Origin of the sequence: Caulobacter sp. S45 (genome assembly GCF_009765965.1) — a bacterium.
In the GTDB taxonomy this organism is placed as follows: domain Bacteria; phylum Pseudomonadota; class Alphaproteobacteria; order Caulobacterales; family Caulobacteraceae; genus CAHJWH01.
In genome coordinates this window covers 185,220-206,088 of the sequence record NZ_LMUL01000017.1, presented here as the reverse complement: position 1 = coordinate 206,088, position 20,869 = coordinate 185,220, and the positions used below count along the sequence as shown (strand labels likewise).

Sequence of the window (20,869 nt, the reverse complement as noted above, 5' to 3'; positions counted from 1 at the left end):
GACCGGCTCGCCGCCGATTTCATCGGCTGGCCCGAGCCGGTCTCGGCGCTTATCGCGGAAACCAAGACCTGCTGGCGCTGGGCGATCCATGACCGCCCGCCCCTGACCCATTGGAGTCTCGGCCGCATCGCCCTGCTCGGCGACGCCGCCCACCCGACCGTTCCATTCCTGGCGCAAGGCGCGGGCATGGCGATCGAGGACGCCTGCGCGCTCGCGCGTTGGCTGGACGGCGGGGACGATCCGATTAGCGCCCTGGCCAGCTATGGCGCCGAGCGGCGGCCCCGCACCGCCCGCGTCCGCAACTGGGCGAGGCGTAATGGCCGCCTGTTCCACCTGCCGCGCCCATTACGTCGCGCCACCTTCTTTGCGGCGAGAGCCAGCGCCCCCGGCGCCGACGGCTCAGCTGCACATTTGGACTGGTTGTACGGCGATGCCGAACCCGGAAATGGTGCGACGCAACAAAGCAAAAACTAGGCGCGGCGGCCACTTTTCCGCCGCAGGCCTTACAATCCGGCAATTCCATGCGCCTTTGCGCGGAAAAACGACATTTCCCCTTGCCTTATGCTGCGGTGCGAAGTAGATAGTCCTCACCAACGTTTCGACGTTGTCGCCCTTCCTGGGCGTTTCCTCCCTATGAACTTTAGCCGCGCCTTCGGGTGCGGCTTTTTTTTGCCCGCACCGCGGCGCCGGTCCGCCGGAGGCGCAGGCTTAGGTCAGGGCGGTGAAGATCAGGGTCGCCAACAGGACGTCGAAGGTCCGCAAGGCCGTGGCGCCGAACGCCGAACTCCCGAAAGACAGGTATCTGAACATGGGCGCCCCGGATCGTATCCGAAGGCCCCAGCAAGACCCGCGCCAGAGGTGGACGGCGCGGTCGCCTCCGTCAGACGCGCTTGCGTGTGATCGCGCCCAGCGGGCGACGCCGGTCGGCTTCGCCGGACCATTCCGCCTCGGTGTAGGCCGACTTCGCCGCCGCCACGGCCTGCGGCCCGGCCTTCAGACCTCGCCGGCGCTCGGCCTGGGCCAGGAGATGCGCCTCGGCGGCGGACATGATGGCTCTCCGTACGCCTTCCCGCTTCGGAGCAGGAGGCTCGTCGACAGGGACCAGCGACTTGCCGGCCGGCGCGTCGTCATCGGCTACGGAAGGCGGGCGGTTTCGGCTGCTCATCGATGATCAGCCTACGCCGCGTTCGTTAAAAACCCGTCCCGCCTGGCGGGGCTCAGTAGGTGTCGCCGTCGTCGTAGCCGCCGTCGTCATAACCACCGCCCCTGTCGCCGTCGCCATACTCGTTGATGGTGACGTTCTCCACGGGCTGGCCGCCGCCCCATCCGCCGCCGCCATGATGGCCGCCGCCGAACATGTTGGACAGGCCGCTGAACAGCATCTCGCCGCCGGCCACACCCGCCGCGGTGGTGCCCGCCGTGCGTAGGAAGCTGCCGAAGCCGCCAGGCTGGGCCGGCTGGCCGCCGCCACCGCCACCGAACAGGCCGCCGAGCAGACCGCCCGCCTGTTGCGGCGGCGCCTGCGGCTGGGCGCCGTAGGGCTGCTGCCCATAGGCTTGTTGAGGATAGCCCTGCTGCGGATAGGGCTGTTGCTGGGCGTATCCTTGCTGGCCATAAGGTTGTTGCGCGTACTGCGGCTGGGCGGGCTGACCGCCGCCGAGGAAGCTGGCGCCGCCGCCCTGGGGCTGCGACCCGGAACGCAGTTGGCTCTCCAGCTCGACCACGCGCGCCTGCGCCGCGTGCAGCGCCTGATCGGCGATGATGGCGTGCTGGACCAGCACATAGGCGGCATCCGGATTGGCGCGGACGGTGCGCTCGATCAGGTCGGACGCCTCGGCGTCCTTCAACCCGCCACGGGTCTGGGTCAGGTCCTGAAGGAAGTGGGCCAGAAGGGAGCGTTCTTCCGGGGTCATTAGTCGATCATCCTCGAAGGCGGGCGTTCCGCCGCCCGCCCCTTATTTGGCGAGCCGAACGGACGGTTCCAGACCGCCCGCAACGCTGTTCGATTAAGCTTTGTTCACTCGGAGTCCAGCGGCCATGGGCCATCGCCGACTCAGGCCGCCTTGGCGGGGGCTTCCACCGGGGTCGCGACGGGCGCTTCGTGGATCACACGCGCGGTCTCGAGGCTGTAGATGATGATGTCCATAGCCGAACTCCCGATCGGTCAGCCGTCTGTGCGGCATGACCTAGGTATCGCGCCTTGGATTCTGACCTTCAACCCACAGGATTGTAAGATGGGTGCGACGGATGTCCGCAGCGCGCCGGCCTAGGCGACCTTCACCCGAAGCGCCGATTCCGGCAGGTCGGTCCCGAAGGCGCGCTGGTAGAACTCCGCCACCGTGGCCCGCTCCAGCTCGTCGCACTTGTTCAGGAAGGTCAGACGGAAGGCCAGGCCCACATCCCCGAAGATGGTGGTGTTCTGGGCCCAGGTAATCACCGTGCGCGGGCTCATGACGGTGGAGATGTCGCCATTCATGAAGGCGTTGCGGGTCATGTCGGCGACGCGGACCATGGCGTTGATCTCGCGCCGGCCCTCGGGCGTGTCGTAGCCCGGCGACTTGGCCAGCACGATCTCGGCCTCCACCTCGTGAGCGAGGTAGTTCAGGGTGGTGACGATCGACCAGCGGTCCATCTGGCCCTGATTGATCTGCTGGGTGCCGTGGTACAGGCCCGTGGTGTCGCCCAGCCCGATGGTGTTGGTGGTGGCGAACAGGCGGAAATAGGGATTAGGCCGGATCACGCGGTTCTGGTCCAGCAGGGTCAGCTTACCCTGGGCCTCCAGCACCCGCTGGATCACGAACATCACATCCGGGCGGCCCGCGTCGTACTCGTCGAACACCAGGGCGATGGGCCGCTGGATCGCCCAAGGCAGCATGCCTTCCCGAAATTCGGTGACCTGCTTGCCGTCCTTCAGGACGATGGCGTCCTTGCCGACCAAGTCGATGCGCGAGACGTGAGCGTCCAGGTTCACCCGCACCAGCGGCCAGTTCAGCCGGGCCGCCACCTGCTCGATGTGGGTCGACTTGCCGGTGCCGTGATAGCCCTGGACCATCACCCGCCGGTCGAAGGCGAAGCCCGCGCAGATCGCCAGCGTCGTCTGGGGATCGAAGCGATAATTCGGGTCCAGGTCCGGCACGTGCGAGTCGGCCTCGCTGAACGCGGGGACCATCATGTCGGAGTCGACGCCGAACGCGTCGCGCAGGGAGACCTGACGATCCGGTGTGACGGAAAGGAGCGTGTCGTGGGGAGCTGTGTCTAACGCCATGGCCGGGCCTGTCTAATCAACACAGACCACTTAGGAAAGCTGCACGGCGTGGTCCAGCCCGCAGACTGTCTGTTCCATCATCCGGCGCAGGGGCGGCAGCGAGCCGGCGAGGTGCGGGGCGACCTCGCGCACCACGCTCCATAGCCCTTCCCCGCGCGCCATCCGGCTGATCGCTTCGATCCGCTGCACCACGCCCTTGTCCACCACGTGGCGCAGGCGGCCATAGTCCTGCAGCCGCTCCGGCGCACCGTCGAGCACCTCCTTGGCGATATGGGCGAAGACATAGGCGTCCTCGATGCCGAGGTTCATGCCGCGCGCGCCGACCGGGGAATGCAGGTGCGCCGCGTCGCCGCCCAACGCCACCCGCCCGACGGCCAGGGTGTCGGCGATGCGGTGGGAAATGTGGAAGTCCGACGCCCAGGGCACGTCCTTGACCACCGCCCCGGCGGGCAGATGATTCAACGGATCGCCGACGGTGGAGATGATGCGCCAGTGCGCCGGGTCGAACGCCAGGGCGAAGACCAGGCCGTGGGGATGCAACTCGACATAGCCTTCCGCCCCCTCGACCGGGGCCTCGAAACGGACGTCGACCAGCCGCCAGGGCTCGGGGAAGGCCGAGCCCGGGAAACCGATGTCCAGCACGTGGCGCACCCGGCTGTGGGCGCCGTCGGCGGCGAACAGCAGCGGCGTCTCCGCCGTCTCGACCCGGCCGCCGGGATGGGCCAGGACCGCGACCACCTTGTCGACCGTCTGGGACAGGTCGCTCAAGGACACGCCGCGTTCGGCATGCACGCCATAGGCCGCCAGCGCTTCGGCCAGCAGCGCCTCGGTGCGGGCCTGCGGCAAGGCGGTCATGGGATAGGCCGCGCCCAGTTCGTCCAGGTCCATGGTCAGCACCACCGCACCGCCCCGGCGCAATTGGAAGTGATGGATCGGGCGACCCTCGGCCATGATCCTGGCGCTGACCCCGGTCGGCTCCAGCAGCTCCAGGGTGCGGGGATTGACCGCCAACGCCTTGGAAAGCTGCGCGGGTTCGTCGGCCCGGTCGACGATGCGGCAGGCGACGCCGGCGACGGAGAGGAAAAGGGCGGCGGCCAGCCCGGTCGGACCCGCGCCCACGATCAGGATCGGTCCCATGCGGGCCTCCTCAGACCAGCTTCGAGGCCTTCAGCGTCTTGTAGGCCCGCAGCACCTTGGCGAGCTTCTGCTCGGTGGAACGGTCGCCACCGTTTGAATCGGGGTGGAAACGCTTGACCAGCTCCAGATAGCGGATCCGGATCGCGGCGCTGTCGGCGCGCTCGTCCAGGTCCATCTCCTCCAGCGCCCGCCGCTCCAGCCGCCCAAGCTGGCGGGTGGTGGCTTCCGGCTTGTGCGTGTGGACGCCTTGGAAGACGCCCAGCGGATCGGAATAGGCGCCCGCGCCCTTGCCGTTCGCGGTACCCATCTTGGCGGCGATCGACGCCGCCTCGCGCGACATCCGCGACGCCTTGAATTCCCAGGTCGGCCGGTCGCCGGTGAGGCGCGAGGCCTGGGCGGCGGCGACCTGGCCTTCGCTCATGCCGGCGAAGAAGTCCCAGTTGCGATTGTACTCGGCCGCGTGGGGCTGGCAGAACCAGTAGTGCTCGTTCATCATCTCCCGCGACTTCGGCGCGCGTGAGATGGCCTTGGACGGGCAGTCCGGCCATTCGCAGCGCCGCTCTCCGGGCTTGAGATGGTTTACGTCCTCACGTTCGGCTTTGGCCTCCGCCGCGGCCTTGGGGGGCCGGATGCGGATGTCCACGAACTTGGGCCGGTATTCGAACGCGCCGCTCATGCGCGAAGTATGCGGCTGAACTTTTCACGTTCAAGCATTGACGGGATCATTATGACGACCATGGCCCAAGAGATTACCACAAAGCTGACCGCCGCCTTCGCCCCCGAACGGCTGGAGGTCGTCGACGACAGCGATAAACACGCTGGCCACTCCGGAGCCCGCGCGGGTGGAGAAAGCCACTTCACCGTTAAGATAACCACCTCGGCGTTCACCGGCGTCGGCCGGCTTCAACGTCAGCGGCAGGTCTACGCGGTCCTGGCCGCCGAACTCGCCGGCCCGGTCCACGCCTTGTCCGTACAGGCTTTCGCACCGGGAGAAGGCGGCTAGATGGCGGAGATCGCATCGTAGAGCTGGCGTCGAGACCTCTGGCGCGAAAGCCGGAAGGGAAGCGAAGCGCTTAACTTTTAAACCGCGCACCCCCGCGAAGGCGAGGCTTCAAATCCACCCACAAACGCCGGCGGCCTTCACCTGGATCCCCGCCTTTGCGGGGATAGGCGGATGAGGAAGCCATCGGTCGCTTTGCGTCAATGCGCCGCTTCGGTCCGACCGTCGCTCCATCGCAGGCAGCCCCTCACCCCGCCTCTTCCAACGGCGGACTGACCCTGAGCGCGGTGATCTGGTTCCTCTGCCGACGGAGCACCTGGAAGCGGTGTCCGTGGAAGATGAAGGTCTGGCCGGGCTCCGGGATGGTCTGGGCCTCGTGGATCACCAGGCCCGCCACCGTCACCCAGTCGTCGTCGGGCAGGTCCCAGTCGAGCGCGCGGTTCAGGTCGCGGATCGCCACCGAGCCGTCCAGGTTCACCGAGCCGTCGGCCTGGCGGCGCACGCCCTCCACCACGAAGTCGTGCTCGTCCTCGATCTCGCCGACGATCTCCTCGAGGATGTCCTCCAGCGTCACCAGCCCCCGCAGCGCGCCGTATTCGTCCACGATCAGGGCGAAGTGGTTGCGCTGCTTGAGGAAGGCGTTGAGCTGGTCCTTCAGGTTGGTGGTGTCGGGGATGAACCAGGGCTCGGTGGCGACCTTGGCGATGTCGATGGAGTCCAGGTCGCCGCCCGACGCCTCCATGGCCCGGGCGAGGTCCTTGGCGTGCAGCACCCCGACGATGTTCTCGGTCTCGCCCCGATACAGCGGCATGCGGGTGTAGGGCGCCTCCAGCGCCTGGGCGACCACCATCCGCGCGGGTTCGTCGGCGTCCAGCATGACGATGTTCTTGCGGTGGACCATGACCTGGGAGACGTCCATGTCGGCCAGGTCCAGCACCCCGCCCAGCATCCGACGGTCGCGGCTCTCCACCAGGCCCTCGTCGTGGTGGTAGTCGATGGCGCCGCGGATCTCGGCCTGGGCGAAGGCGGCGTCGGACAGGTCCGATAGGTCCACGCCGAACAGCTTCATCACCGCACGGATGCAGACCTGGATCGCGGCGATGACCGGACCGAACACCCGCACCACCACCAGGGTCGGCCAGGATAGGCCGCGCGCCACCTCGTCGGGACGTCCGATGGCCAGGGTCTTGGGCAACACCTCGGCGAACACCAGCACCAGCACCGTCACCAGGCCCGTGGCGATCGCCACCCCCTCCGCGCCGGGAATCGAATGGGCCAGCAGCTCGGTGACCAGCGACGACAGCAGGATGTTCAGCACGTTGTTGCCGAGCAGGACCGAGCCGATCATCCGCTCCTGGTCGTCGATCAGCAGGTTGACCCGCCGGGCCGCCTTGTCGCCGTCGCGTTCGAGCTGGTGCATGCGCGGCTTGCTGGCGGCGGTCAGGGCGGTCTCGGCCGCCGAGAACAGGCCCGAGACGCAGAGCAGCCCCAGCACCAGGAAGCCGACGAGGAAGATGGCGATCATGAGGGCTGCAACAGCTGGGCTGGGCGCGTCAGGGCCGCGCGCCTTCGGCGATCAGGAAGCGCAGGACCGCGTCGCGATCCACGTCCTTGGCGGTGAAGGCCTGGCCGATGGCGCGCGCCAGCACGAACACCAGCCGGCCCCCCTCGGCCTTCTTGTCCTGCTGCATGTGGTCGAGCAGGCGGTCGGCCTGGAACGGCGCGCTGGACAGGGCGTGCAGGCGGGTCGGCAGGCCGGCCTTGGCGATGGTGCATTCGGCGCGCTGGGCGTCCTCGGGCGAGCAGAGGCCGAGTTCGGCCGACAGGCGGAAGGCCAGCGCGCAGCCGATCCCCACCGCCTCGCCGTGCAGCAGGGCCGAGCCGAATCCGGTCTCGCTCTCCAGCGCGTGGGCGAAGGTGTGGCCGAGGTTGAGCAGGGCGCGGCGGCCGACCTCGCGCTCGTCCTCGACCACGATCTCCGCCTTCATCTCCACCGAGCGGGCGATGGCGTAGGCCAGCGGGCCGGTCTCCAGCCGCAGCACCGCCTCGCCATTGGCCTCCAGCCAGTCGAAGAAGTCCGCGTCGCCCAACAGGCCGTACTTGAGCACCTCGGCGTAACCGGCCCGCACCTCGCGCGCCGGCAGGGTGGCCAGGACGTCGAGGTCGGCCAGCACCGCGCGGGGCTGGTGGAAGGCGCCGATCAGGTTCTTGCCGGCAGGCGTGTCGATGGCTGTCTTGCCGCCGACGGAGCTGTCGACCTGGGCCAGCAGGGTGGTCGGGATCTGCACGAAATCGATGCCGCGCTTGTAGATGGCGGCCGCGAACCCGGCGAGGTCGCCCACCACCCCGCCGCCAAACACGGTCAGCACGTCGCCCCGGTCCAGCTTCAGCGCCAGCAGGCGCGCGCAGAGATCTTCCAGCCCGGCGAAGCTCTTGGTCTCCTCGCCCGGCGGCAGGGCGATCATGTCGACCGCGATCCCACCCGCCTCCAAGGCCGAGGCCAGCCGTTCGCCATGGTGGGCGGCGACATTGGCGTCGGTGACGATCACCGTGCGGCGCCTGGGCAGAAATGGCGTCAGCAAGCGACCAGCGCGGTCGATCAGGCCCGGCCCGATCACCACCTCGTAGTCGCGCTCGCCCAGGCCGACACGCACGCGGCGCGGATGTTCGGTGGCGTTCAAGACAGACCTTCTCCGGCGGCCGTGCTGGCGTCGGCGGCGTACAGGTGGGCGTTGATGGCGTCGATCACCGCGTTCACCGAGGCGGCGCAACTGGCGTCGCCGGCCTCCACCGTCAGCGTCGCCTCGGCATAGTGGGGATAGCGCTGCTCGGCCAAGGTGCTCAAGACCTGGCGCGGATCGCGACCCTTGAGCAGCGGCCGGTTGGACTTGCGCGAGACGCGGCGCACCAGCACGTCGAGATCGACCTTCAGCCAGACCGAAAGCGCATGGGCCTGGACCACCGCGCGGGTGTCGGCCTGCATGAAGGCCCCTCCGCCGGTGGCCAGCACGTGGGGCGGCTCCTGGCTCAGCAGGCGGCTGATCACCCGGCGCTCGCCGTCGCGGAACTCGGCCTCGCCACGCTCGGCGAAGATTTCGGCGATGGCGCCGCGGTAGGCGTCTTCGATCTCATGGTCGGCGTCGCGGAACGGCATCCTGAGCGCGCCGGCCAGGGCCCGACCCACCGTGGTCTTGCCCGCGCCCATCAGCCCGACAAGCACGATGGACCGCGCCGCCAGGCGCGGGTGGGGCCGGACTGCGGAGGAAGCCTCCGTCTCCGGGTAAGCGTGTTGCAGCTCCGCCATAAGACACCAGGACTTAACACGAACGGCCCAACCTGCGCCACGTCCCCGCCCTCAGCTCGCCAACCCTGTTCGCCCACCGACAGCCAACCATGCCGACACCCCACATCGAGACCTTCCTGGAGATGATGTCGGCCGAGCGCGCGGCGGCCCGCAACACCCTGCTCGCCTATGGCCGCGACCTCGCCGACGCCGACGCCTTCGTCCGCACATGCGGCGCGACGCTGGAAAAGGCCTCGATGGAGCAGGTTGAGGCCTATTTCGCCGATCTCGGCGCGCGCGGCCTGTCGGCGGCCACCGCCTCGCGACGGCGCGCGGCGGTGCGCCAATTCTTCCGCTTCGCCCTGGAGGAGGGCTGGCGCAAGGACGACCCCTCGCGCCGGGTCGATGCGCCCAAGAAGCCCCGCGCCCTGCCCAAGCTGGTCTCGCGCGAGGAAATCGAACGGCTGATCGCCTCAGCCGAAGCCCTGGAGCCGCCCGAGGCCGCGCGGCTGGCCTGCATGGTGGAGGTGCTCTACGCGGCGGGCCTGCGGGTGTCGGAGCTGACGGGGCTGACCCTACAGGCGGTGGCGCGCGATCCGGCCTATCTGATCGTCAAGGGCAAGGGCGGCAAGGAACGGCTAGCGCCCCTGAACGGACCGGCGCGCATCGCGCTGAAGACCTATCTCGACTACCGGCGGGGCTTCCTGCCCAGGGGCGACAAGGCCAATCCCTGGCTGTTCTGCTCGCACGGCGCATCCAAGCGGATGACACCCCGGCGGGTGGGGCAGCTGCTGGACGAGGCGGCGGCGCGGGCGGGAATCGATCCGGTGCGGATCAGCCCTCACGTGCTTCGCCACGCCTTCGCCACTCACCTGCTGGAGGGCGGGGCGGACCTGCGCGCGGTGCAGACCCTGCTCGGCCACGCCGACATCGCCACTACCCAGATCTACACCCACGTCACCACCGAACGCCTGCGCCAGACCGTGGAAAAGGCGCACCCGCTGGCGAAGGGGTGAGCGGCAGTCGGGGATGCAGAGGGCGGCTTTCGACCCTCAGGCGTTGATCGGTAGCCGCTTGAGGACGCGGAGAGCGATCCCCTAGAGGTGGATCACTTCGCTGTCCGGGCAGAGCGCTGCGAATAGGGCCGCGAGCCCACCCGACTGGGTGACGGTGCAGACGATCAGTTTGCCGTTTATCGAGCCCAGATCGTTGGGATGCACGGCGGCCCAACTCTCCGGAAGCTCGGTGCGCAGAGCCTCGATGTTGCGGTCGATGACGCCCAGGATGTTGGCGTCCAGGCCCGCGAGGGGCCCGCTGGGCGAGCGGTTGCGGAAGAAGTTGTCGCCGAACCCGTAGATGTAGAACCGCTGGTCCTCGATCCGGGTTCTCAGGGTCGCCGCCCTGCGGGCCTGATCGGCCAGATAGTCCATCAGCGAACCCTCGACATCGCGCTGGGCCACGGTGAACAGGGCGTACTGAGCCGGATAAACCGGTCCGACCTCATAGGGCATGTCGTATCGCCCGTATTCGACCAGTCCGTAGCCCCCGCCCAACGTCCGGGTCAGAGAGTTGAGGCCGAAGTGATTGATGTGCAGCCGGTCCACATAATAAAGATGCTGGGGCTGATCGCGGGATGCGTAGCCCTGCGGATCGGGCGTCTCGACGTACAGATGACGCGGCTGCAGCCTGGATTCGATGTGGCGAACCATGCCTACGGGATCGGGCGCGTGTTCCAGCACGTGGCTGAGAATGACCAGATCGAAAGCGCCCTCCGGTAGGGTCTGGGTGAAGGCCAGGTTGGCGGAAGCAGGAGGAAACCCTCCGTTCACGTCATATCCGACGAAGTCCGCGTCCGGATGGCGGCCCGCCAGGCCCGATACCAGGCCGCCGCCGCCGCAGCCAAAGTCCAGGATTCGCCTCAGCCCACGTCTGGCGATGACACGCGACAGACGCTCCAGTTGTTCCAGGTTCCGGAACGTCTCCACGCCCGTGGTGAAGTCGTTGGCCACCTGTCCGTAATGGCGCTTGTAGCTGTCCGGGTCCCTCGGCCATGAGAACGCCAAGTCGCAGTCGCGGCAGGCATAGAGACGGGTCTGGTCCGGCAGGTGCACCTTGCGCCGGAAGGCCAGGGACATCAGCGGACCTTGCCCCGGCGTCTGGCAGATTGGGCAGTCGGGGCCTTCGGACAAGTCGATCATCCCACTCGCTCTCCGCCCACCGTGACCGGCGGGGTGGCCGAATTTCATCTTTCCGGCTGGGCTGCACGACGGCGCCGCCCTCAGCGGATTGAACGAACCGCCCAATCCTGGCGCCGAACTAGCCCTAGACCTTCTCCGCCAGCTTGATCGCCGCCCTACACCCGCTGCGGATCACCGAGGACAGCAAGGCGTAGCCGGGGGCTTGGCGGGCGCCGTTCTCCACCGCCTGGTCGCGGTGGGCCAGTTCGTCGTCGCGATAGCGGACGAGGTCCTCGGCCAGCTTGGGTTCGCGGACCCGCAGCTCCTCGATCTGGTCGGCGTAGTGCTGCTCGATCACCGACTCCACCGCCTCGGTGCAGGCGTGGGCGGCCTTCTCGCCCAGCAGGGCCGTTCCGGCGCCGAGCGCAAAGCCCGCCATCCGCCACAGCGGCGCCAGCAAGGTCGGGCGCACCCGCCGCGCGGTCAGCAGCTTGTCGAAGGCCTCCAAATGGGCGGCCTCGTGCGCCTGCATCTCACCGAGCTGTTCGGCGATGGGCATGTCGCGCCGGGCCGAGCCGAACACAGCCTGCTGGCCGCGATAGATCGACACCGCGCCCAACTCGCCCGCGTGATCCACCCGCAGGATTTCCGCCAACCGCGCGCTGGCCGCGCCGGGACCCGGACGGGCGGGAGGCTTGGCGCTCATCGCCGGCGCCTAACCCGCATCGCCGCCACGACGCTGGCGACCGTCAGCGCCAGCGCGACCAGGGCGTTCCAGCCGGCCATCGATACGCCCAGCATCCGCCACGCGGCCTCGTCACAGCGCACGATGTGGGTCTTGGCCCCGCTCAGCAGCAACGCCATGCTGGCCGACAGGTCCGCCGTCGACTGGCGACCGCCGGTGCAGCGGGCGGGGCCGGGCCACCACTTCCACTCCACCCCGGCGTGATAGGCGGCCATCACCGTCTCGCCCAGGAACACCAGGGCCACCAGCAGCAGCAGGGGCTTGGCGAGCGTGTGGCGCCACCGCGCGACGCCGTAGCCGATGACGCTGACCCAGAGCTCGGCCCAGTAGCCCTCGCGCTGGTGCAGGCACAGCTCGCACGGGGCCAGATGGCCGAAGGTCTCGAAGCCGTGGGCGATGGCCAGCATCGCCGCCGAGGCGATCGCGGCCAGGATGAACCACGTGGGGGTGGTCGGTTTGACGTTCTTGTATTTCGACTGCCATGCCATGGCGCGATATCTAATCGGAGCCCTGGCCCTGTGGAAGGCGCCTCAGCCGATAAGCTTCACCGCGACGAAGGCGATCACCACCAGCAGCACGCCCAGCGCCAGCAGCAGGATCAGGTGCCGGTCGACGATGGCCTTGGCCTTGGGATGCTGGAGCAGGGCCGCCTCCAGGAAGAAGCGGGCGCCGCGCGTGGCGATCGAGGCGGCGATGAACATCGGCAGGTTGAACTTGGCCAGGCCCGAGGCGATGGTCACCAGCTTGTAGGGGATGGGCGTCAAGCCCTTGATCAGGATCACCCACAGGCCGAACTTAGCGTACCAGACGTGGAAGCTCTCGAGCCCCCCGCTATGGCCCATCATCGAGAGCAGCTTGATGCCTAAGGGCGCCAGATAATAGCCGATGGCGTAGCCCAGGATGCCGCCCAGCACCGAGCCCGCCGTGGCCACGAAGGCGTAGAGCCACGCCCGGTCGCGCCGCGCCAGCACCATCGGCCCCAGCAGGGCGTCGGGCGGGATCGGCAAGAAGGAGCTCTCGGCGAAGGCCACCGCCGCAAGCGCGGGCAGGGCCCAGCGGCTGCCGGCCAGCGCCAGGATGCGTTCGTAGAGACGACGGAGCATAAGGGTGGTTTCTCTCAGGCTGTGGGCGCTGCTAACAGGGATCGGTCGCGTTCACGAAGCGTCATCACGCCGCCACCGTTAAAAAATCCGGGAAACCGCCGTGCCTGCTCCTCCGCAATTCGAACAGCTAGCCGAATTCGCACAGATGGCCGACGACGAGCTGACGCGGGCCATGACCCTGTCGTGGCGCGAGCTGAAGGCCATCCTGCCCTGGGGCGACACCTATGAAGGCTTCGCGCCGTCGGGCCGGCCGGTGCAGGTGGAACGGAACTACCTGTGGGCGGACGCGGAGGGCGGCGACATCCTGTGCGAAGTCTCGGTGTTCACCAATCCGGTGCTGTACGACACCGCCGTCCGCCGCAGCGGGCGGATCGCCAAGCTCGGCTGAGCCGACCCGCATGGACCCGCGCACCGAGACCGCGATCGCCGGTCTGATCGCCGAGCACGCCCTGCCCGACAGCTACGCGCGGACGGCGCGCGAGGTGCTCGCCCCGCTCGCCCTGCGGATCGAACACCTGCGCGGGAAGCTGGCGCGACCAGTGATCGTGGGGGTCTGCGGCTCACAAGGTAGCGGCAAGTCGACCATGGCCGCCTTCGTCCAGGGCCTGCTGGAGCTGCAAGGGCGGACGGTCGCCGTGTTGTCGTTGGACGACCTCTACCTGACCCGAGAGGCGCGCGCGGCGCTGGCCGAAAGCCGTCACCCGCTATTCGCCACGCGCGGGGTTCCGGGCACCCACGATGTGGCGCTGGGCGAACGGGTGCTGGACGCCCTGACCTCGGGCGCCGTCGGCCCCGTCGCCCTGCCCCGCTTCGACAAGTCGGTCGACACTCGCGCGCCGCTGGAGACCTGGCCCCGTGTGCAGGCGCCGGTGGACGTGGTGCTGTTCGAGGGCTGGTGCATTGGTGCGAAGCCCGAAGAGGCCGCCGTCCTGGACACGCCGATCAACGCCCTGGAACGCGACGAGGATGCTAGCGGCGCGTGGCGGCGCGAGGTCGATGCGCGGCTGGGGGCGGAGTACCAACGCCTGTTCGGCCGGCTGGACGCCCTGGTGCTGATCCAGGCGCCGGGCTTCGGGCAGGTGCTGGCCTGGCGCACTCTGCAGGAACACAAGCTGCGCGCCCGGCTGGGATCGCAGGGCGGCGACCGGGTGATGAGCGACGCGCAGATCGCCCGCTTCATCCAGCACTACGAGCGCCTGACCCGCCACATCCTGGCGGAGATGCCGGCGCGGGCGGATGCGGTGATCGCGCTGGACGCCGGGCATGGGGTGCAGGACGTGCGGTATCGGGCGGATGGGGCGCTCGCTTAACGCCTCTCCCCTTGCGGGGAGGGAGGGGCCCAGCTTTTGCTGGGAGGATGAGGGGTCGATGTTCGGCTTCCGGCTGAAAACGCAGCAAGACCCCTCAACCTTCCCACGCCGCTCCGCGACGCGGGCCCCTTCCTTCTCCCGCAAGGGGAGAAGGAGCCTCACGTGCCCAGCAAACCCCGTAACCGCCTACGCATCTCGTCCCCGCCCGTATCGGCGGAGGGCACGCTGAACGTGCCGCTGGCGCGCACGGCGGGGACGCCGTCCACGGTCAGCAGCTCCTGGATGAAGGCTAGCCGACGGCCCGCCCTCAACAGTTGCGCCCGTCCCTGCACCCAGGCGCCCAGCGGGATCGGCTGGAGGTAGTCCAGCGACAGGCTGACGGTGGGCAGCAGGCGCGGCGCGAGCTCGGCATGCCGGTAGACCGTCGCCACCGACATGTGCACGTCGCAGAAGGTCGCCAGCATCCCGCCGTGGCAGACCCCGTTGGGGTTGGCCATGTGCGGCATGACCCGGAAGCCGCCGACCAGCGATCCGTCCTCGTCCTTGAGGAACCACGGCCGGGCCAGGGCGTCGAAACCGCCGAGCCCCAGGGCGGGAAGTTCCACGAACCCCGGTGGCGGCTCGGCCGCTGCCGCCGGGGTCGAAGCCGGGGCCGGACTTGGAGCCACGCTCAGAACGCAGCCTCCTCGAGCGCCATCATCGAGGCCTTGCCCGACTTGATGGCCAAGAACAGGGCGGTGGCCTGAGGCAGGATGCGGTCGACGAAGAAGCGGGCGCTGGTGATCTTATCGGCGTAGAAGCCTGCGTCGCCGTTGGCGGTCGGCGCCTTCTCCGCGGCGATCTTGGCCGACTTGACGAACATGTAGCCCATGGCCACCAGCCCGATCAGGCGCAGGTAGTCGGTCGCCGCGGCGCCGGCCTCCTCCGGGTCCTTCAGCGAGGCCTGGGCGATCTGGCCGGTGGAGAGCTGCAACGCCCCGAAGGCGCGCTCCAGCTGCTCGACCAGTTTGCCGACGGCGGCGTCGTCGCGGTTGGCCTCGATGAACTCCGAGACCGGATGGAAGAAGCGGCGCAGATAGCGGCCCATGTGGGCGGGCAGCTTACGCCCGACCAGGTCGAGCGCCTGGATGCCGTTGGTGCCCTCATAGAGCTGCGAGATGCGGCAGTCGCGAACGTACTGCTCCACCCCGTGCTCGCGGATGTAGCCGTGGCCGCCATAGACCTGCACCGCGAGGTTCGACGCCTCGAATCCGAGGTCGGTGAATAGCGCCTTCACCACCGGGGTCATCAGGGCGATGAAGTCCTCCATCTCCTCCTTCAGCGCCGGATCGTCGGTGGCCTCGCTCACATCCATGGCGTGAGCGACCCAACCGCCGACCGCGCGCGAACCCTCGGCATAGACCCGCATGGTCATCAGCATCCGGCGCACGTCGGGATGGACGATGATCGGGTCGGCAGCCAGATCGGGCCGCTTGGCGCCGGAGAGCGAACGGCCTTGCAGCCGGTCCTTGGCGTAGGCCACGCCGGCCTGGTAGGCGGCCTCGCCGATGCCCAGGCCCTGCACGCCGACCGACAGGCGCTCTACGTTCATCATCGTGAACATGGCCTGCATGCCCTTGTGCGGCTGGCCGATCAGCCAGCCCTGGGCGTCCTCGAAGGTGAGTTGGCAGGTGGCCGAGCCCTTCAGGCCCATCTTGTGCTCGATGCCGGTGCAGACCACGCCGTTGCGCGGCCCCACCGTGCCATCCGCATTCGGCAGGAACTTGGGCACCAGGAACAGGCTGATACCCTTCACGCCCGACGGGCCGCCGGGGATCTTGGCCAGCACCAGGTGGACGATGTTCTCGGTCAGGTCGTGCTCGCCGGCCGAGATGAAGATCTTCGAGCCGTCGATGCGATAGCTGCCGTCCTCGTTGGGCGTGGCGCGGGTGCGCAGCAGGCCCAGGTCGGTGCCGCAGTGCGCCTCGGTCAAACACATCGAGCCGGACCAGGTCCCCTCGATCATCTTCGGCAGGTAGGTCTGCTTCAGCTCCTCGGAGCCGTGGCCCTCCAACGCGCGGGTGGCGCCGTGGGTCAGGCCCGGATAGAGGCCGAAGGCGCAGTTGGTGGCGGAGATCATCTCCTCCACCAGCTTATTCACACTTTCCGGCAGGCCCTGGCCGCCCCATTCGGGATCGGACGCCAGCGAGGCCCAGCCGCCTTCGCGGAACACGTTGTAGGCTTCCTTGAAGCCCTTGGGGGTGCGCACGACGCCATTCTCGAGCACGCAGCCTTCCTGATCGCCCGTGGCGTTCAGGGGCAGCAGCACCTCGGAGGCGATCTTGGCCGCTTCCTCCAGCACGCTGTCGACCACGTCGGGGGTGAAGTCGGCGTATTTCGGAAAGGCGTTGAGCTTCTCCAGGCCGTGCAGCTCGTGCAGCACGAAGCGCATGTCGCGGAGCGGTGCATTGTAGGTCTGCATCGTCTCAGTTCCTCAACGGCTTGCCGGTCTCGAGCATGTGCTCGACACGGGCCAGGGTCTGGGGGGTTTTCAGCAGGCGCAGGAAGGCGGCGCGTTCCAGGTCGAGCACCTGCTGCTCGGTGACGACGTCGACCAGGTCGTAGTCGCCGCCGGACAGGACGGTGGCCAGCGCGTCGGCGACCGTCACATCATGGTCGGTGGCCTTGCCCTGCTTGTGGAAGCCGTCCACCGCCATATCCATCGCCGTCTTTCCGCCGGCGCTGGGCAGGCGGAACTCGGGCTTGGGCGGCGGGGCGTAGTTCTCCACCAGGGCCAGCGCCTTGGCCTTGGCGTCGGCCAGCAGGCGGTCGCGGTTCATGGTGATCCCGTCGGTCGGGCGCAGGAACATCAGCTCCTTGGCCTCGGCCGCCGACTTAGACACCGTGGCGGTCGAGATGGTCTCGAACACCTTGGTCACCGCCGGCATCGGGCCCTTGGGCATGCCGGGCGCGGACTTCCAGCGGTCGATCATCTCGCCGCAGCCACCCCAGCCGGGGATCACGCCCACGCCGCACTCGACCAGGCCCATATAGGTCTCGGCGTGAGCCTGGATCGCATCCGAGTGCAGGCAGATCTCGCAGCCGCCGCCGAGCGCCATGCCTGCCGGCGCCGCGACCACCGGGAAGGGCGCGTATTTCAGCGCCTTGTAGGCCTGCTGGCCGCCGCTGATCGAGCGCTCGATCTCACCCCAGGCGGCGATGTTGGCGGCGAACAGGGCCAGCCCCAGGTTGGCCCCGACCGAGAAGTTGTCGGCGTCGGTATAGACCACCAGCGCCTTGTGCTTGGCCTTGACCAGGGACAGCGTCTTGCCGAGCAGGCCGATCACCCCCTCGTCGAGCGCGTTCATCTTGCCAGTGAATTCGAAGCAGACCACGCCGTCGCCGATGTCCCAGGCCGCGGCCGAGCCGCTCTTCAGCAGCGGCTGGGAGACGCGCTTGACGTCCTCCAGCTTGAGCACGCCCTCGGGGACCTTGACCTCGTGGTACTGGCCGTCGGTCCCGAAGAACAGGCGCTTGCCCGCCTCGATCTTGTAGAAGGTCCCCTCGCCCAGCTTGCGGAGCAGGTCTGGCACGGCCGCGCCGTCCTTCTCCAGCCGCTCGGCCACGGCCTTGGGGCCGAGCTTGTCGAGCAGCTCGAAGGGTCCGAACTTCCAGTTGAAGCCCAGCTTCATCGCCGTGTCGGCGCCGACGATGTCGTCGCTGATCTCGGGAACCAGGCTGGCGGCGTAGGCCAGGGTCGGGGCCATGGTCTTCCAGGCGAACTGGCCGAGCTTGTCGTCCGACGCCAACAGCGCACGGGCGTCTTTGGCCAGGGCGGACGGCAGGGTCACGGGCTTGGACGGGGCGTATTCGCCAGTGGTCAGCCCGATGGACTCCTTCACCTTACCGGCGGCCTTGTTCAACCGATAGAAGCCGCCCTTGCCCTTGCGGCCGGTGTAGCCGTCGGTGATCATCTTGGCGATCAGCGGCACGTCGCGGTTGGTCGCGTGGAAGGCGTCGCCCGGCGGCAGGGTGGCCTTCATGCTGGCGTTGATGTGCGGCATCAGGTCGAGCCCGACCAAATCGAGCAGGCCGAACACGCCGGTCTTGGGGAAGCCCAGCGGCTTGCCGAGCACCGCATCCGCTTCCTCGACCGTCAGGCCCAGGTCCATGGCTTGGTTGACCGCCTGCTGCATCCAGTAGGTGCCGATGCGATTGGCGATGAAGCCGGGGGTGTCCTTGGCCCGCACCACGGTCTTGCCCAGCGTCAGGTCGCAGAACGATCCAACCTTGGCGGCGAGCGCCGCGTCGGTCTTCGGCCCGGTGACGATCTCCAGCAGGCGCATGTAGCGCGGCGGGTTGAAGAAGTGGGTGATCAGGAAGTCCCGCTGGAAGCTGTCCGGCAGGCCCTCCACCAGCTGGCCCAGCGGGATGGTGGAGGTGTTGGAGCTGATCGCGGTCCCGGGCTTCCGCTCCGCGTCGATGCGCTTGTAGAGCGACTGCTTCAGGTCCAGCCGTTCGATGATCGCCTCGACCACCCAGTCGCACTCGGCGATGCGCTCGAGGTGGTCCTCGATATTGCCGGTCTCGACCAGCTTGGCGGCGGCCTTGGACATGAAGGCCGCCGGATCGGTCTTCAGCAGCTTGGCCACCGCGCCCTTGGCCACCGCGTCGCGATCGGCCTCGCCGACCTTGACGATGTCGAGCAGCAGCACCGGCGTCCCGCCATTGGCCACCTGGGCGGCGATGCCCGCCCCCATCACGCCTGCGCCGATGACGCAGACCTTCTTGATCCCCTCGGACTTGTTCTGGTCAGCCATGGCTCAGACGGCCTCCAGCAGGGTGGCGATGCCCTGGCCGCCGCCGATGCACTGGGTGGCGAGCGCATACTTGCCGCCCTCGCGCTTGAGCAGGGACGCCGCCTTGCCGACGATGCGTGCGCCGGTGGCGCCGAGCGGGTGGCCCAGCGCGATGGCCCCGCCGTCGATGTTGATGATCTCTTCCTTCAGACCGAGTTCGCCCGCGCAGGCGAGGGCCTGGCTGGCGAAGGCCTCGTTCAATTCGACGATGCTGAGTTCGCCAACCGAGACACCGCCACGCTCCAGCGCCTTGCGGCTGGCGGCGACCGGGCCGATGCCCATGATCTCGGGCGCGCAGCCCGACACGCCGACGCTCTTGATGCGGGCAAGGATTTCCAGGCCGTGGGCGCGAGCGTAGTCCTCGCTGGTCACCAGCACCGCGGAGGCGCCGTCGGTCAGCGGCGAGGCGGTGCCGGCGGTGACGGTGCCGTCCTGTTCGAAGGCGGGCTTCAGGCCGGCCAACGCTTCGGCGGTGGTGCCGGAGCGGATGCAGCCGTCCTTGTCCACGACCCCGGCCTTGGTCTTGATCGGCACGATCTCGGCGTCGAGCCGACCGCCGGCCTGGGCCTCGGAGGCGAGCCTCTGGCTACGCACGGCGAAGGCTTCCTGGACGGCGCGGGGGATCTGGTACTTGCGCGCGACGTTCTCGGCCGTCTCGCCCATGCTGATATAGGCGGCGGTGGTCTTGGCCAGTTCCGGGTTGGGCAGCGGGTTGTAGCCGCCCATGGGCACGCGGCTCATGCTCTCTACGCCCGCGCAGATGAACACCTCCCCGGCGCCGAGCGCGATCTGGCCAGCGGCCATGTGCACCGACTGCATCGACGAGCCGCAGAAGCGGTTCACCGTCACGCCCGCGACGGTCACGGACAGGCCGGCGAGCTGGGCCACCAGCCGGCCGACGTTGAAGCCCTGCTCGCCCTCTGGGAAGGCGCAGCCGATGATCAGGTCCTCGATGTCGGCGGGGTTCACCTTGGTGCGGGCGACCAGTTCGCGCACCACCTGGGCCGCCAGGTCGTCGGGGCGCACCCGCGTCAGCTCGCCCTTGCCGGCGAAATGGAACGGCGAGCGCGCATAGCCCGCGATGACCACGTTCTTCATCGAATAAAGCTCCCTAAGCCTCAGCCCGGCCGTTGGTCGGCCGAGGCTTCGCTAACGTCTTTTGGTTTACCTATACGTCAACCGTGACACGCAGATAGCAGCGACGCGAACGATCCGCAATGTGGGTCGGGATCGCTCACGCGTCCGGCTCCTCGCGGCCCCTCGAAACGCGAGGTGTCCTGCGGTTGGAAGTGGTACGCGCTTGCGTCGGGGTTTCAACCCCGGGGTCAAGCTGCGCGCGGCCCCTGGGTTTCGAAGCGGCCGCAGCTATATGCTAGGACCACCGCCCGACCGACCAAGGACCCGACATCATGGCCGACATCCGCCGCGTGACCGACGACTTCTCCGTCGCCCCGCAACTGCTTCCGGAGGAGATGGCGACGGCGTCGGCCCTTGGCTTCAAGCTGATCGTCAACAACCGCCCGGACGGCGAAGCCCCCGGCCAACCGACCGGCGCACAGATGGCCAAGGCCGCCGAAGCGGCCGGCATGAGCTATGTTCACATTCCGGTGAGCGGCATGGCCGCCCCAGCCCAGATAGAGGCGATGCACACAGCCGTCAGCGGCGCGGCAGGCCCGGTGCTGGCCTTCTGCCGTTCGGGCACGCGGTCGGTGACGATCTGGGCGATGGGGGAAGCCACGCTCGGCAGGCGGCCCAAGACCGAGATCGTGGAGTTGGCGGGGGAAGCCGGCTACGACCTCTCGCCCTTGCTGCGCTAGGCGCTAGCGCGTGATCGCCACCCGCACCTCGGTCGGGGAAGCGGCGGAAGCTGAACTCACATCGGCCAGGAGGCGCCCCGCCATGAGACACAACAGGGCCGCCGCCACCAGGGTGAGCCGTTTCGAGACGAAAAGCATCGCTGCAACCGCCATGACCGCCTCCCGAACCCCATATTCGAGACCCCAGGGGCAAA

At 68.5% G+C, this 20,869-nt stretch carries 23 protein-coding genes; 6 read left to right on the top strand and 17 right to left on the bottom strand.

Going from position 1 to position 20,869, the window contains the following annotated elements:
- A partial coding sequence (locus tag GSQ87_RS20740) for an FAD-dependent monooxygenase (protein WP_174241480.1) occupies positions 1–474 on the top strand: 474 nt, incomplete at its 5' end.
- A 406-nt stretch (positions 475–880) separates the two neighbouring features.
- Here the strand turns inward: GSQ87_RS20740 and GSQ87_RS20735 are convergent.
- The 5 genes from GSQ87_RS20735 to GSQ87_RS20715 all read right to left on the bottom strand — a co-directional run bounded on the left by GSQ87_RS20735 (position 881) and on the right by GSQ87_RS20715 (position 5,078).
- Positions 881–1,048 (bottom strand): hypothetical protein, encoded by a 168-nt coding sequence (locus GSQ87_RS20735; RefSeq protein WP_158918318.1) that lies wholly within the window; start codon positions 1,046–1,048, stop codon positions 881–883.
- A 169-nt stretch (positions 1,049–1,217) separates the two neighbouring features.
- Positions 1,218–1,913, bottom strand: a complete 696-nt coding sequence (locus GSQ87_RS20730; RefSeq protein ID WP_158918316.1) for a DUF2076 domain-containing protein — start codon at positions 1,911–1,913, stop codon at positions 1,218–1,220.
- Between the two features lie 353 nt (positions 1,914–2,266).
- A complete protein-coding gene (gene cobS, locus GSQ87_RS20725; protein ID WP_158918314.1) occupies positions 2,267–3,265 on the bottom strand; it encodes a cobaltochelatase subunit CobS in 999 nt (332 codons plus the stop codon).
- Between the two features lie 30 nt (positions 3,266–3,295).
- On the bottom strand, positions 3,296–4,402 hold the full coding sequence (locus tag GSQ87_RS20720) for an FAD-dependent monooxygenase (RefSeq protein WP_158918312.1): 1,107 nt from the start codon (positions 4,400–4,402) through the stop codon (positions 3,296–3,298).
- Positions 4,403–4,412: 10 nt separating this feature from the next.
- The gene (locus GSQ87_RS20715) at positions 4,413–5,078 is read right to left on the bottom strand and encodes a J domain-containing protein (RefSeq protein ID WP_158918310.1); all 666 of its coding nucleotides are present in this window, start codon (positions 5,076–5,078) and stop codon (positions 4,413–4,415) included.
- A gap of 9 nt (positions 5,079–5,087) precedes the next feature.
- On the opposite strand from GSQ87_RS20715, the gene GSQ87_RS20710 reads away from it, so the two are divergent.
- On the top strand, positions 5,088–5,405 hold the full coding sequence (locus GSQ87_RS20710; protein WP_371416711.1) for a BolA family protein: 318 nt from the start codon (positions 5,088–5,090) through the stop codon (positions 5,403–5,405).
- A 244-nt stretch (positions 5,406–5,649) separates the two neighbouring features.
- On the opposite strand, the gene GSQ87_RS20705 is transcribed toward GSQ87_RS20710, so the two are convergent.
- From GSQ87_RS20705 to GSQ87_RS20695, 3 genes are read right to left on the bottom strand one after another with little or no spacing between them, the layout of a single operon-like run.
- Positions 5,650–6,927, bottom strand: coding sequence for an HlyC/CorC family transporter (locus GSQ87_RS20705; protein WP_158918308.1), 1,278 nt, complete (start codon positions 6,925–6,927; stop codon positions 5,650–5,652).
- A gap of 28 nt (positions 6,928–6,955) precedes the next feature.
- Complete coding sequence (aroB, locus tag GSQ87_RS20700; RefSeq protein ID WP_158918306.1) at positions 6,956–8,083, bottom strand: 3-dehydroquinate synthase; 1,128 nt, start codon at positions 8,081–8,083, stop codon at positions 6,956–6,958.
- Entirely contained in the window at positions 8,080–8,706 is a 627-nt protein-coding gene (locus tag GSQ87_RS20695) for a shikimate kinase (RefSeq protein ID WP_158918304.1), read from the bottom strand. The genes aroB and GSQ87_RS20695 overlap by 4 nt, the downstream gene beginning before the upstream one ends.
- 89 nt (positions 8,707–8,795) lie before the next feature.
- On the opposite strand from GSQ87_RS20695, the gene GSQ87_RS20690 reads away from it, so the two are divergent.
- Positions 8,796–9,701, top strand: a complete 906-nt coding sequence (locus tag GSQ87_RS20690) for a site-specific tyrosine recombinase XerD (RefSeq protein WP_158918302.1) — start codon at positions 8,796–8,798, stop codon at positions 9,699–9,701.
- A gap of 81 nt (positions 9,702–9,782) precedes the next feature.
- Here the strand turns inward: GSQ87_RS20690 and GSQ87_RS20685 are convergent, their stop codons facing one another.
- From GSQ87_RS20685 to GSQ87_RS20670, 4 genes are all read right to left on the bottom strand, one after another.
- Positions 9,783–10,883, bottom strand: a complete 1,101-nt coding sequence (locus tag GSQ87_RS20685; protein ID WP_158918300.1) for a bifunctional 2-polyprenyl-6-hydroxyphenol methylase/3-demethylubiquinol 3-O-methyltransferase UbiG — start codon at positions 10,881–10,883, stop codon at positions 9,783–9,785.
- Positions 10,884–11,007: 124 nt separating this feature from the next.
- The gene (locus GSQ87_RS20680) at positions 11,008–11,568 is read right to left on the bottom strand and encodes a demethoxyubiquinone hydroxylase family protein (RefSeq protein WP_158918298.1); all 561 of its coding nucleotides are present in this window, start codon (positions 11,566–11,568) and stop codon (positions 11,008–11,010) included.
- A complete protein-coding gene (locus GSQ87_RS20675; RefSeq protein ID WP_158918296.1) occupies positions 11,565–12,095 on the bottom strand; it encodes a disulfide bond formation protein B in 531 nt (176 codons plus the stop codon). Before GSQ87_RS20675 ends, GSQ87_RS20680 begins: the two co-directional genes overlap by 4 nt.
- 42 nt (positions 12,096–12,137) lie before the next feature.
- On the bottom strand, positions 12,138–12,710 hold the full coding sequence (locus GSQ87_RS20670) for a YqaA family protein (protein ID WP_158918294.1): 573 nt from the start codon (positions 12,708–12,710) through the stop codon (positions 12,138–12,140).
- 145 nt (positions 12,711–12,855) lie between these two features.
- Between GSQ87_RS20670 and GSQ87_RS20665 the strand changes: the two genes are divergently transcribed.
- Positions 12,856–13,098, top strand: a complete 243-nt coding sequence (locus GSQ87_RS20665) for a hypothetical protein (RefSeq protein WP_254063184.1) — start codon at positions 12,856–12,858, stop codon at positions 13,096–13,098.
- A 10-nt stretch (positions 13,099–13,108) separates the two neighbouring features.
- Complete coding sequence (locus GSQ87_RS20660; protein ID WP_158918292.1) at positions 13,109–14,020, top strand: kinase; 912 nt, start codon at positions 13,109–13,111, stop codon at positions 14,018–14,020.
- Positions 14,021–14,178: 158 nt separating this feature from the next.
- On the opposite strand, the gene GSQ87_RS20655 is transcribed toward GSQ87_RS20660, so the two are convergent.
- The 4 genes from GSQ87_RS20655 to GSQ87_RS20640 all read right to left on the bottom strand — a co-directional run bounded on the left by GSQ87_RS20655 (position 14,179) and on the right by GSQ87_RS20640 (position 19,956).
- Positions 14,179–14,625: a PaaI family thioesterase gene (locus GSQ87_RS20655; RefSeq protein ID WP_158918290.1), complete on the bottom strand. Its 447-nt coding sequence runs from the start codon at positions 14,623–14,625 to the stop codon at positions 14,179–14,181.
- Positions 14,626–14,690: 65 nt separating this feature from the next.
- The gene (locus tag GSQ87_RS20650) at positions 14,691–16,481 is read right to left on the bottom strand and encodes an acyl-CoA dehydrogenase C-terminal domain-containing protein (RefSeq protein ID WP_158918288.1); all 1,791 of its coding nucleotides are present in this window, start codon (positions 16,479–16,481) and stop codon (positions 14,691–14,693) included.
- Between the two features lie 4 nt (positions 16,482–16,485).
- Positions 16,486–18,819, bottom strand: coding sequence for a 3-hydroxyacyl-CoA dehydrogenase/enoyl-CoA hydratase family protein (locus GSQ87_RS20645; protein WP_158918286.1), 2,334 nt, complete (start codon positions 18,817–18,819; stop codon positions 16,486–16,488).
- A gap of 3 nt (positions 18,820–18,822) precedes the next feature.
- Positions 18,823–19,956, bottom strand: a complete 1,134-nt coding sequence (locus tag GSQ87_RS20640) for a thiolase family protein (protein WP_158918284.1) — start codon at positions 19,954–19,956, stop codon at positions 18,823–18,825.
- A gap of 311 nt (positions 19,957–20,267) precedes the next feature.
- Here GSQ87_RS20640 and GSQ87_RS20635 point away from each other — a divergent pair, with 311 nt between their 5' ends.
- Positions 20,268–20,675 carry a TIGR01244 family sulfur transferase gene (locus tag GSQ87_RS20635; protein ID WP_158918281.1) on the top strand — a complete coding sequence of 136 codons (408 nt, stop codon included), beginning with the start codon at positions 20,268–20,270 and terminating at the stop codon, positions 20,673–20,675.
- 3 nt (positions 20,676–20,678) lie between these two features.
- Here the strand turns inward: GSQ87_RS20635 and GSQ87_RS20630 are convergent, their stop codons facing one another.
- Positions 20,679–20,828: a hypothetical protein gene (locus GSQ87_RS20630; protein ID WP_158918279.1), complete on the bottom strand. Its 150-nt coding sequence runs from the start codon at positions 20,826–20,828 to the stop codon at positions 20,679–20,681.
- Positions 20,829–20,869: the final 41 nt, after the last annotated feature.